We start from the raw sequence: 12,918 nt of genomic DNA, 5'->3' as shown, positions 1-12,918 counted from the left end.
AGGAGAATATAGCTTTGAGCTCGTTCTTACTAATTTTGAAAAATTTAATTTGACCCATTTTAGTGAAAAACTGACTTTTATAAGAGTTTTGAACATGCCTAACAGCCAGGGGGATTAAAAAATTATATACCTTTTGGTAACAAATGAATAAAACAGGCCTGTCCCCGTTAAAGTAAACTTTACAGAGGGACAGGCCTTATATTAATTGCGATTTATATATGATAGGCACATGATGTTTATTAATTACAATTAACCATGAAAATTCAGGAACTTTTAAGATGTGCTTCGATGATTGTATAGGAAATCCCCCTGCATATAAGCTCGCATATAACCATTAAACTTTGTATGCCAGCCAGGGGGCTCTGGCTTCGATGGCGAGTGAATTTCTTTATTAATATAATAATCAGCATCTTTGCTTTTTAACAATTGCTTGATTTGATTAGGTGAATGGTTTCCATATTTCACCTTTATATACATTGAGTTATAAAAGGCTTCTTTTCGATAAAAGTATGCTGCATTGCCCGTTTCCGCAAATTCTACCACGACAAATTCTCCAAAATCCATAATGGCTAGCATAGGGTTCTCAATAAAGTCTACATCTTTAATATTTTTCGTGTGTTTCTCCCAATATCGGAAACGGTCATATTTAGTATCTTCAGCAAAGAACTTTTTTAGTTCATTACGAATCAACCATTGTTTTACTTTCTCGATGCATAAAGGAGGCATGTCTTTCCAATCCAGGTCATTTTTCCGCGGATCCTTTAATTTCTCTAAGACTTGTTCTAAGAACAAACTATTAAATTCATTCACAGCAACATTACTAAGATAATTAATGAATACTTGCTTATAATTTTTAATTGTTAACTCATGTAACTTGCCCAAAATAAATAGATCTCCTTCTTTTCTTAAAAAAGAGGGTTTATGCAAATTTTCCTTTAGGGAGAAATACCAAAGATATTTTGCCAATTTCCCTTCTGGGTTGATAGACATTATTTTAAACATATCCATTAGTGTTTTTCTCTGACGAGAAAGGTATCTTTCCAAGTTATGAAGAAGGTTCTTCTGATTAATAGCTATGTTAATAGTATTCCGAATTTCTTTGTCTAATGATAGGAAATCGTCATTCTCCATATTAAATGCCAATCTTAATATACTTATGATAATAGGATCTGTTGGCGTATTTTGGAAATGGTTCCACATTATGCCGCCAACAAAAGTTTGGTAACGTTCTTTTAGAATGAGATGGATTTTTTTCTTAGTATCTGCTTTTTCGTTATGAATATAAGGATAATAGAATGCTAACAACCGGATATTTTTGCTGCTTAGATTGTTTGCATAATCTATGATGAATTTTTTCTCGTTGGAGAGTTTCCTAATTTCGTCAAGCAAAGGCGGCAGCATATCTTCTTTTAGATTTTGAGAAGAATATTTCTTCTCATCCTTATATTTATTTTCTAAAAAACCAGCTAATTCTTTGAGTTTACAAGGTTGGAATTCAAATGAATGAAACACGACACTCTTACTCATGAGTCAGTACCATATCCTGTAATTTATTAATTAGATCTTCGTCTTTTAGTCGAAACTTAAATTCCACCCGTCTTGATTTGTTTGGATTTACCACACCATCTTCATAAATCAACTCACTAAAAGACCGGCCATTTGAAGTTAGAAGATTACGCAGTTGGTCTTTATGTTCAAAATCAGGAAATTCATCAGACAGTATTTCTTTGACAACGGCTAAAGAACGTTCTTGTGATAGATCTAAATTATACAGATAGGTTCCACTTTGATCTGTGTGGCCTTCTACAATAATTTGGGCTACATTATCTTTAAACCCTTCCGAGAAAAGAACATCAATATATTTAGGGATGAACTCTTTTAAATGTTCTTTCCCCTGATCTGAAACAGTTGATTCATTCGTGCCAAAGAAGACACCACTAGAGAAACGAATGGCACCCGTTTGCGGGTCAACTTCCATACTCAGCTTAGAGTGCTCAAATTCTGCTTTCAGTTCTTCAATAATTTTGGTTCGAACGCCTGTTAATTCCTCAATCATTTGATCCTTTTCTTCCATTGCAGCTTTGCTTTCTAAGATGTTTATCATAAGAAACAAAGCAAACATTAAAAGTAGAGCACTCATTAAATCGGAATAAGATATCCAATGACTGCTTGTTTCTTCTCTATCAACATCATGCAAATCATCTGATCCGCGAATTCTTCTGGCCATTACTTTTCACTCTCCTTAGAGATTGCTGCTTGCTCTAATGATTCTTGAAAAGAACGAATACTGCGGTGAATACCTGTAAAACTCTCTTCCATATCATCTACGACCGTCTTGATACTTCCGACACCACGGTCTAAGTAAGATACAGAAGTAGATAACTGCTTATCGAATTGGGTAAATGTACGATCCAATCCTCTATACATATGATCAGCAAAGTGTTCCATAGACTTGTCTAATTTTTCATTAAGGTCTGCAAACATTCTGTGTCCATGTTTTAATTGCTCAACATTGTCTTTCCAAAATGCTTGTAATTGTTTGGAACGCTGATCAGCATTTTTTAACTGCTCTTTTAATGTGTTCATTTCTTCTTTTGTAAGCTTTTCAAATTGCACACGTTCTACAGTGAATTTATTTACAATCCCATTCAAATCCTTTTGAATTTGGTGCTGTAATTCAATATTCTTCCCAGCGTTAGCAAGGATTTGTTCAAGACCTTTTGCCGATTGATTTATTTTCCCTGTATAGTCTGATAGATTATCAGCCAAATATTTGTTTGTTAATGTCAGTTCCTCTAAACCTTTTGTTGAGTTATTGTATTTTTCTATGGAAGAAACCATTGTTTTTTGAAGCGAATTCAACATTTCTCCCTGCTCTTTCATTACGTGTGATGATTCACTAAATTGCTTCAGCTGATTTTCGAATTCTTTAAGCATATTCATGCGTTCTTTAGTTATATCCTGTAATAACCCTGACATTTTCTCATGTGTCTCAACTTGCTTCAGGGCTGATTCTGACAACTTTTCTGAAGATTCTGCTGTTTTAACTTGATAATCAGAAAGCTGCTCTGCAAATTTCTCATTTTCCTTGAACAACTCAGATGTTTTTGCAGCTAGTTGCGTTTGTTTTTCTGTTGACTTTTCGAGACTTTCAATAAGAATTTCCACTTGATTATACGTAGCAGAAAGAGTTGACATTTCTTTTTGCATATCACCTAGTGCCGCTGCTTGCTTGTCCAAGTTGTCTGTTACGTTTACTAATTTGCCGATCATCTCTACTATTGCTTTGCCATGAACTTCTTTTTCACTGGATATTTGTTCAAGCAGCTTTCCTGTGTGTGTTTGTATTGATTTATTGTGGTCTGTAACGGTCATCAATTCGCTTATTGAGCCAACAAGACTTTCTTGGTATTCATTGAATACTGAGACGAATTCTTGCAGTTTGTCTGAGAGAGTACTAGATTTATCTGCCATGTCTGACTGTCTATCTGCAGATACCTGTAGTTTTTCAACAAGTTGATTTAGTTCACCATATACTTTGGTCTGCCAGTCCATCGTCTGTGTAAGAATTCCTTGAAGTTTTTCAATTTGCTCTCCAGCCATGTCTTTCATCGTACCTACGAAATGGTCCACCATTTGATCCATGTGTTCTCGAAGAACTGTTTGTGTACCTTCCGCCATTTCCGCCATAATTTGATTATTTTGTTCAAAATGCGGTCTAAAATTATTATCCATGACTTCTATGAGGTCCTGTTTCAATAATTGAGGAAGCTCTTTTACAATGGATTCATTTACTTCTGTTAGTTTTGTATTTTGCTGCTTTTGAGCTTCATGCAACTGTTCGATTATTGGATTCAAGGTTCCTGTAACTATATCCCTTACCTCTGAACCTATTTGAATAGCTAAATCATGCCTTAGGTGAGATTCCATACTTGAAAGTAAGGAAACCTGTGTCTCATAAATTTCTTGATCTCTTGTGTAGTAAGGAATAAGACGGTCATTAACAATATCTGTTATTTCATTTTTCATTGCTGATAAGTAATCTTGAATGACAAATTGTTTTAACCCTTCACTCTTAGTTGTCTGATCTGCCAAAATATCGTTCAAAAAGTCACTTTCTGTTTTTACTGGAAATGCTTTATCCATTGCATTTCTAAGTACTCGAAAACTAGATGTTAAGGTTTTATAAATATAACCTTTATCAATAAATTGAATAAGCAAAGATAAAATAATCCCGACAATCGAAGAATGGAATGCAATTTCCATTCCCCCCATCAAATTTGCAATTCCTAAACGGAGTTCTTCTGATGGGGCATACGGATCAATTTTTTTCATCCCGGCTGCGATACCATAAAAAGTTCCTAAAATACCTAATGATAGGAATACAGCAGGGATAGATTCTGCTATTTTACGATAACCATAACCATTGACAAGTAATTTTTCCGTAAAATACTGGTACACATCAGGTGGGACTTGAGAATCTTTTAAGTCTTTATAGTACTGATCCCAACATTCTTTAATAGCTTCGCTAACATTTTCACTTGCGATTATTTCATTAAACAAATGTGCTATCTCTTTGTCTGATGCCTCCGGATTGCTTTCTTTTAATTCACTTAATTTTTTCACAAGTATGGCGACTGATTTCTTTAACAGGTAGGCACGAACCATAAAAATGGCAACTACCACTAACGCTAAAATTGCTAGAAATATAATATATGGACTGTGATACATATCGACAAGCAGGTCCAAGAGCATATTTTTTCCTCCTCTGTAATCTATATAAATAGTATTATAGTACTCATCTAAAGACATAATAAAAATCGGATTAATATCTAATCCGATCATTCTTATTTATAGTACAAAATATAACAATAAATTACCAATATATATTTATGGTAATTCGTAAACCAACGAGTATTTCTATGATTAATTTACTATTAGTTAACTTATATAACCTATCTTAATTGATTGATTAACCTGTCACATATCTCTCAGGTCCCTTAAAAACTTCCTTTACATGCCAGTTAATATAGGTGGAACTCGGCTGATAAATAGTTTCAATAGGGGGTTTAATGACATTACCATGATAGCGCATAAGCCATTCTTCAAATCCTTGAGTTCCATGGGCATCCTGAGAAACAACCATACGTCTTTCATTATTTATAGTAAATACACCTCTATCAAATAATTTATGATGCATGGAACATAGCGCGAGACCATTATCTTCAACGTCAGGTCCACCAGCTTGATGCCATTTAATATGAGCTGCTTCTACTGCAACTAATGTATGTCTGAGACGTACGTTAAAACCACAAATAGCGCAGCTATATCGATACGCTCTTAATATCTTATCACGAAACCTTGAATCACGTTTTTTCCTTCTAGATATTGAAAACGACATGTCTAACCCTACCGCCTCCAGAATATCCTCATGAATAGAAGCGGGAAAATGCTGATCAAGAATAATCTGAGCAATAATGGGAATATGTTCTATATTCTGATTCAATAAATGATAAACCTCGTTTGTAAATCCGCCGTTAACTTGTTCCTCTAGTAACAACCTATTATTTGGGTTAGACAAGTTTACTCCTTTATCAAGTTCCCAAATACCATCTCGTGTTAAACGAACAAAGGGCTCCTCTGGATGATATGATTTTCTTAAAGGACCAAACTCGATAAGAAGCTGTTTTAAATCTCCACTTACCTGCTCATACGACAGCAGCCTTTGATTACTAAGAATTTTTCCTAATGCGTAAAGAATTAGCAATGGTTTATGGGGAGCCCGCTGATTACCTTTTTTCCATATAGTTAAGTTCTTAATGGCTTCTATTAACTCTTCAATGTTCAATTTTATCGTTCCCTTTTCGATGATTTAGAAAAATCTAATTAAGTAAAATTCTGCCTTAAAATAAGAATATATACTATAAAAATCTTATTTCCAATAACTACTGGCACAGACCTCAAATAACTTCATTCCCTAGTTTATCAAAAAACATTAAATGCCTGGAACCCTTGAGATAGTTTACTCTTATACCTATCTTTGAGAGATGGGCAAGATATTTCTTGCTTATTATACTCGAACTTCCAGGCAGTTGCGTAAGTTAGTAATAGAACAATTATTAAGAATAAAGCCCTTTAAAAAAGAGGAATAATATTAGTTAAAAGTTGGTTAGGAGCTTCTCACTTACTGAATCCATTCACAAATAGTATAATAGACATATAGTCATTTCTTGGAGGATTATGAAATGTATTCCAAAATTTATTATGAACCAGAAGTAACAGATGAAAATATTGATACGATAATCAATGATGTTGAAAATGGAATAAAGGTATACTTTTTTACACCGACACCTTTTGATTTCGTTCAATCTCCTCTTTTGCAAACAGCTAAAGAGTATTCGATTTTGCAAGTGTTTACCTTGCCTTCCGATTCTTGGTACCAGGGGAATCGCTTCTGCTTTGAAAATGGAAATATTCCACAGGAGCAATTAACAGAATTATCTAAGGCGTTTGAAACATTTAATATGGAACAATACCTTATTGAGCATTCTCCTATTGATGAAAATATACTCGTGAACGCAGGTGCCGGCACTGGGAAGACCACGGTAATGATTGATCGACTCCTCTTTCTAAGGCATAATGATGTCCCTATTCAGTTTAATGAAATGGTCGTCGTAACCTTTACAAACGAAGCGGTGTCAAATATGAGAGATAAACTGCTGAAAAAACTTCGCGGCTATTACGCATGCACGAAAGATCGAAAGTATTTATTATGGATGGAAGAACTTAGGGATATGGCCATTGGCACTATTCATTCTTTTGCAAGACGCATTCTCCCTTCAAATCGAAAGGAATATGTTAGCAATGACCGCATTAAAATAAAGGGATATCGCTATCAAAGACGCCTCCTTATTGAAGATTCGATTGATGCGTACACGGTGGAATATAAAGATAAATTCAAAGAATGGCTTTATGTTCCTCAGTATGAAATCGTGTCATTAGTAGAAAAAATATTGGATCACCTGGACAATCTAGCTCTAGACTCTTCTAAAATTATGGACCTTTCTTTTGGAGACGATACAAAAGAAATGAATCATCTGCTTAATTTTCTTGTTAAAAATACATACAGCAAGCTGAACAGAATTAAAAATGAAGAAGGCTATTTAGATGTAAATGATTTAATTAGCGAACTGCAATCACTTTATTCAGCATCACTCCCTGAAGAATTTACTTATAAATCGATCATGATCGACGAATTTCAGGATACTGACCGAACGCAGGTGGCTTTTTTTGGATGGCTCTCAAAAATGCTTAAAGCCCCATTATTTGTGGTTGGAGACGTAAAGCAGAGCATATATAGGTTCCGCGGTGCTGATTATACGGCTTTCGAGCAGATTGAAGAGCTCATCTCAAATTTCGCTCGTTTTTCACTTCAGAAAAACTACCGTTCAAATCGGTTGCTCATTCATCATTTTAATTATATGTTCAATCGCTGGCCGAAGTGGGTCAACGGCTTTCTATACAAAGATAGAGATCATCTGAAGCCAATCCATGATAATGATCTGGCTGCAGTCGGATTGGTGAAAAAGAACTGGCATCGAAATCGCGAGTTCCTGGAGGATTTGGAAGAATATCAATACAATGATACAGCCATTCTTGTTCGCACGAATAAAGAAGTTCTTGAAATAGCATCCATCCTGTCAAGAGAGCAGATCGCCTTCCGAACAGTTCAAGACGGCACTTTCTACCGCTCTCTGGCTGTACGTGAATTTTATTTATTAATTAGACGTTTCCTGCAGCCCAATGTATGGAAAAATCGTTTGGCCTTGCACCTGTCTTCCTACGGAGACCGTTCCACAACGATTTTGGATGTAATTGGTTCGTATTCCTCGGAAAAAATGTATATTGAGCCTTTGCTATCAGATCTAGACCCACATCTGTCGGCATTTGCTGACTATTTTGACAAGCGGCCTGTTTTCGAGGTGTTAGAAAAATTAATATATCAAATAAAACCATCAAAGAGATATGCAGAGAGGCTCTATACAGCCAAAAGAGAAAAACAGACTCACATTCCAGCTGACATGATTGAAGCCGAAGCAAGAACTCAAGAAAGAGAATATGCGATGAATTTGGAAAAACTGCTCATACTTTTGAAGGAATCATTTCGTTATTCGGTCCCTACCCTATTTGCTATCGAAAGGCATTTATCTATTTCCATGACTGGAAATAATACAGAATCGATATTGGCACTAGAAGAACAAGACCAAAAAAGAATCAAAATTATGACGGTCCATAAAGCGAAAGGCCTCGAATTTGATTATGTCTTTATCCCCAACACGAACAAGCCTTTCGAGAAATTTACCGGTATGGACGTTCTCTTAGATGGAGACAACATCGGATATTCAGCTGATTTAACCAATAAAGGAGGGATTCAGAACAAATTTTATCAAGGTATGAGAAGAGAAGAAACAACCGAACTAGCAGGAGAAGAAACAAGATTACTTTATGTAGCGCTCACGAGGGCGAAGAAAGGAGCTTTCGTGCAATCTCCTGATCAAACAAATAATTTCTCTATTCGTACGTGGAGCGATCTTATCGTCAAAGGAAGTGAAAATCTTGTTTCAAGTCCAAACATACGTTAATCTCAAGCAGTTTTTAGATGAGGAGAAAATCGATCACCGATCCGATGAAATGCACATTTTCGGTTCAGAATCCATGGTCGATGTTGCACAAAAATACCAGATGCAAACATTATCTATTCAACAACTTCAAATTCTTTTGTTTCCAGAATGGTATCATTCACTGACAGACGTATACTTAAAAAGTAAAATTAGAGCTTTATTGCTAAAAGAAACTACCGTTGAAGCTAAGCATCTGTTATCTTCCATTCGTGAAATGATGATTACTTTTCGATTTATTGAAGAAAGTGGACTTCCTTTTGATCAAACCTATGCTCGAAACAACGAAGAAAAACTGGTCGTAAAGATTGTTGAAGAATTAAAAGAGGATGAATTTGTTACTCATCATTCACCCAAAAAGCATTTAAGGAACAAAGGTTATTTGAAGGAAAAATTACAACCTTGTAGAGCCATTTATTTTTACGGGATGGAGCTTATGTCCGCGACCGCAATGAGGCTTGTGCATGCGTTAAGAAGCATTGGGATCAAGATTATTTTTCGCATTCCATATGAGAACCGGTTTCCAGCTGCCTATAAAGGCTGGCAAAAAATCTACCATGGTTTGTCGAGGAAAGAACCTAAAGAATGGGAAGTATTACAACGCCCTCATCATACAAAAGGAACGAAATTCGCCGGTTTCTTAGATGGCAAGAAAGAAAATATGCAGGATGAGGCTTCCCCCGCCATTATGCGTTTTAACTTAATCGAGCATTTTCGGACCTATTTCCATGAACGAAAAGATCCATACGCATGGGTCGCAGCTGATCGCGATAAAGTAAACACCGTTGTTACGACAGCCTTTAATTCAAAATATGAGAATATATACGGGAAATTCATTTATTTCTTGCAGCGATGCGAAAAACGGAACGACGAATTGTATTTGTCTTATCAGACATATGAGGAATTAATCACTTCTGCCTGGGTATTTGATAGGAATGTGTCGGGGGTAGATTCTAAAGCTTTAGTGAAGGATTTGCGAGGTTATATGGAAGGGGTCAAAAATATTCAAGAAATCATTGAGCGACTCGCCACCCTCCAAGAACTTAGTGAAGTGAGCAAAGTCTTCGATGATGAAGGCGCCGAAAAAAGTGGAAAAAACCGGGTAAAACGCTATCTTTCGAATCCTTTTCGTGTCCTGCCTTACGTTCATAGGCACCGCTACCAAGTGACCATCAAACAGCTCTATGAATTAACCGTTGATTTGCAAAAAAAATTGCAATATTTGGTATTAAACGATACAGAAACAATGGACGCTAATGAATATTTAAAAAGATTCACAAGCGCCATCGTCCGTATTAGCCGACACTGGGACGAAGAACAAGCTGCGTATTATCAAAGCATTTATAACATTCAGCTAAATGAATCGTTTGAATGCTATCAGCCGGAGCTTTTTGATCTTTTAAATCTATTATTATCGGATAAACAGCAGGAAACTGAACCTGTGCAAGGATTCTTGCAGATCCCTTCTTTCTTATTCAGCAAGCATAGAACATTGCATGTTACGGATATCAGTTTATTTTCATACCCTAGTGTGATTCCAGCTTTACCAAAATGGTTGAAGCATTCAAGACTAAAGGAAATGATTACACCTGATCATAAGCAAAAGAATACTCTGCTGCATTGTTTATTGGTCGACTTTTTAAGCCGAAAATACGCTCCTGAAATATCCTTGTACAACCTCTATTCGCTGGTTGCATTCTATGAAGGCAATTTGGAAATAAGCTGGATCAAAAATTTAAGAGAAAATGACCTCCCTAGTATATATTTAGAATTTTTAACGGAGATTTATGGCGAATCACAAAGTACATTGCCAGCTGAAGATGATAATTTTGAGTGGCGGGAGCCAATCCGTCATGAAAAAGGCGGGCAAGAGGATTTAATACCAATTAAAGGTGAATTTCCAAATCTATACTGGCTCGACCTTGATTTTTGTGCCAGAAAATTTTTCTTTACTTCTATTATCGAGCAGCAGCCAATCTATGAAACGGATTTTCACCAAAGGCTGGCTTTTGCAACAATATCCTCACTGCTTGAGCAGCAATCCGGGGGTAGAAAAGAAGTGGAAGAAGCGCTCTTCCCTCTCTTTCCACAATGGACTGGAGCCTTAAAATTGAATTTATTAACTACCGAGTTTCCTGCGAAGTTCAGAAAATATTATGAATATGATAATGTCCGATATCCCAAGGCGATGAACCGCCTTCAGAAATTAAGGAGTGTGTACAGGGAAAATCATCGGACAAAAGCGAGAAATCAATATGAAGATGGCCGACTCAACGAGAAAGTGCTTTTGAATCAATTTGTGCAGTTTATTGACCAACATCAAGTAGAAGCCGATAACGGTCACCATTGTAGCATGTGTCCTCACCTAACAATTTGTATGGAAGGAATGTATCCAATTGACAGCAGTCGCATCTAATTCAAAGTTTCTAACCTTTGCGAGGAAATCTGCTCGAACCTGGCAGCAGTATTTTAATGTAGAGGGCGTTTTGCCCAATGTAGAATTAACAGACGAACAGGACCAAATTGTCCAGCAAAACGAACCGCAAATGATCATTCAAGGTTCTGCCGGCAGTGGCAAAAGCCTAATGCTTATCTTTCGTTTATTAAAAATTTTAGAACAAGAGGAAGAACGGCAGCGGGTATTGTTTGTATCCTTTAACCAAACTTTAATTCAGGATGCAAAGAAGAAAATACATTTATCTTCCTTATATACTAGTATTAAAGAGAAACACGATATTGATATCTTAACGTTTCATCATATGGCTCGTAAAATATTATTGCAGTGCGGCTATCCTTTTTTGCCATACATCTCGATCACCCCTGCTGGCATTAAAAGGCATGAAGATTTGCTTTTTCGCAGAGTTCATTCGATTTTGGCGCAGTTTAACGAGTCTAAGGAGAATCAACAATATGAGAAGCTCTTTAAATCCCATACTGTCAAATTTCTTATTGAGGAATTCTTATGGATGAAGGGTAACGGATTAATCACAAAAGAGAAATACCTGGATACTTCAAGGACAGGTAGAGGAAATAAACCTTTGGTGACAGGAAAGCAGAAAGAAACTATTTTTCATTTATTTACGAAGTACAATCAGCTAATGAGTACGAATTATGAGCACCGAGAGTTTGATATGGAAGATTTTGCATTGGAATTGTTGAATGAAATCAATAATGGGCTTGCAGATCATCTTAGGTATGACCATATCTTTGTCGATGAGATGCAGGATTTACAGCCGATGCAAATTAAGGCCTTAACGGGATTGACGAAAAAAACGATCACACTGGCAGGAGATGCCAAGCAGCAGATCTACAAACGCTCCCCTGTTTCCTTTAGGGAGCTTGGCTTATTTATAGCGGGAAAAAGAAATCGAAAATTGAAACAAAATTTTCGCTCAACGAAAGAAATTATGGAGCTTGCAAGCCAGCTTCAATTTATTGATGTAGACAACGACCGAGAAGATGATCAAATTTTTGTCCGCTCCGGTCCACCCCCAGAGATTCACTATTCAGCCGATGCTAAAAAAATGGTACAGTATTTGATCAAAAAAATTAAAGACATCTATAAAAACCATAAAGATGCCACTATTGCGGTAATTCACAGGTATTCCGATCTACACCTGAAAAACCAATCGAATGTTACCGTTAAAACTTTTCTAGACCGTGAATTTGATTTAGTTTCAACTGAACGTTATGGAACCAGGTTTAATTATGAAGAAATCAAGAAGCCTATTTTCTTTACTGATCCATATTCGATTAAAGGCCTAGAATTTGATTATGTATTCATCATTCATTTTGATAAAACGCATTATCCTAATCAGGAAGCAATGGATGAACTGAAGGCAAACTATACGAAAAAAGAAATGATGGAGAGCGACTTATATTCAAAAGACCTTGATAACCTTTTAAATAAAGAGAAAAAACTCCTCTACGTTTCCATCTCGAGAGCGAGGAAGGAATGCTATCTTTTGTACGAAGGTGACACATTTAAAAAAGTATCTCCCTTTATTCGTGATTTTGATACGAGGAGTTATGAAGCCAATTTTAAGAAGAGTATATATGGAAAATAAAGAAATAGGGTACAGGTCCTAGTTCAAGAACCTTTACCCTATTTTTTATTCAAAATTTTTACCCAATTCATTTACTACAGTAATACTTTACCACGCGGGATAGGCACTAGCATCCCCTTTTTTATTTGAGAGAGTTTGAGAAAAACAGTATTAAAATCTTGGAAGTCTTCACT

The 12,918-nt window shown here is 36.1% G+C and carries 7 protein-coding genes; 3 read left to right on the top strand and 4 right to left on the bottom strand.

Annotation, left to right across the window (positions count from 1 at the left end; genetic code table 11):
• Window positions 1-273: 273 nt before the first annotated feature.
• From CZ487_RS12020 to CZ487_RS12005, 4 genes are all read right to left on the bottom strand, one after another.
• Window positions 274-1,527, bottom strand: a complete 1,254-nt coding sequence (locus tag CZ487_RS12020; RefSeq protein ID WP_077212397.1) for a hypothetical protein — start codon at window positions 1,525-1,527, stop codon at window positions 274-276.
• Window positions 1,520-2,227, bottom strand: a complete 708-nt coding sequence (locus tag CZ487_RS12015) for an OmpA family protein (RefSeq protein ID WP_139339567.1) — start codon at window positions 2,225-2,227, stop codon at window positions 1,520-1,522. Before CZ487_RS12015 ends, CZ487_RS12020 begins: the two co-directional genes overlap by 8 nt.
• Window positions 2,227-4,755, bottom strand: a complete 2,529-nt coding sequence (locus CZ487_RS12010) for a hypothetical protein (protein WP_077212396.1) — start codon at window positions 4,753-4,755, stop codon at window positions 2,227-2,229. Before CZ487_RS12010 ends, CZ487_RS12015 begins: the two co-directional genes overlap by 1 nt.
• A 217-nt stretch (window positions 4,756-4,972) precedes the next feature.
• On the bottom strand, window positions 4,973-5,848 hold the full coding sequence (locus tag CZ487_RS12005) for a phosphorothioated DNA-binding restriction endonuclease (protein ID WP_077212395.1): 876 nt from the start codon (window positions 5,846-5,848) through the stop codon (window positions 4,973-4,975).
• A 397-nt stretch (window positions 5,849-6,245) separates the two neighbouring features.
• Here CZ487_RS12005 and CZ487_RS12000 point away from each other — a divergent pair, with 397 nt between their 5' ends.
• Genes CZ487_RS12000 through CZ487_RS11990 form a run of 3 tightly spaced genes read left to right on the top strand, consistent with a single transcriptional unit; the run spans window position 6,246 to window position 12,745 of the window.
• Window positions 6,246-8,642: a UvrD-helicase domain-containing protein gene (locus CZ487_RS12000; RefSeq protein WP_077212394.1), complete on the top strand. Its 2,397-nt coding sequence runs from the start codon at window positions 6,246-6,248 to the stop codon at window positions 8,640-8,642.
• Window positions 8,617-11,094 (top strand): hypothetical protein, encoded by a 2,478-nt coding sequence (locus CZ487_RS11995; protein WP_077212393.1) that lies wholly within the window; start codon window positions 8,617-8,619, stop codon window positions 11,092-11,094. The genes CZ487_RS12000 and CZ487_RS11995 overlap by 26 nt, the downstream gene beginning before the upstream one ends.
• The gene (locus CZ487_RS11990; protein ID WP_084783237.1) at window positions 11,075-12,745 is read left to right on the top strand and encodes a UvrD-helicase domain-containing protein; all 1,671 of its coding nucleotides are present in this window, start codon (window positions 11,075-11,077) and stop codon (window positions 12,743-12,745) included. The genes CZ487_RS11995 and CZ487_RS11990 overlap by 20 nt, the downstream gene beginning before the upstream one ends.
• The last annotated feature ends 173 nt before the right edge of the window (window positions 12,746-12,918 follow it).

The sequence above is a fragment of the Robertmurraya dakarensis genome (assembly GCF_900156875.1).
Classification (GTDB): Bacteria; Bacillota; Bacilli; order Bacillales; family Cytobacillaceae; genus Robertmurraya; species Robertmurraya dakarensis.
This window is presented reverse-complemented; position numbering and strand designations above follow the sequence as displayed.

What these genes read in the sequence shown, in the direction of transcription:
- CZ487_RS12020 (WP_077212397.1), bottom strand. Translation starts at nt 1,527, where the DNA reads ATGAGTAAGAGTGTCGTGTTTCATTCATTTGAATTCCAACCTTGTAAA.
- CZ487_RS12015 (WP_139339567.1), bottom strand. Translation starts at nt 2,227, where the DNA reads ATGGCCAGAAGAATTCGCGGATCAGATGATTTGCATGATGTTGATAGA.
- CZ487_RS12010 (WP_077212396.1), bottom strand. Translation starts at nt 4,755, where the DNA reads ATGCTCTTGGACCTGCTTGTCGATATGTATCACAGTCCATATATTATA.
- CZ487_RS12000 (WP_077212394.1), top strand. Translation starts at nt 6,246, where the DNA reads ATGTATTCCAAAATTTATTATGAACCAGAAGTAACAGATGAAAATATT.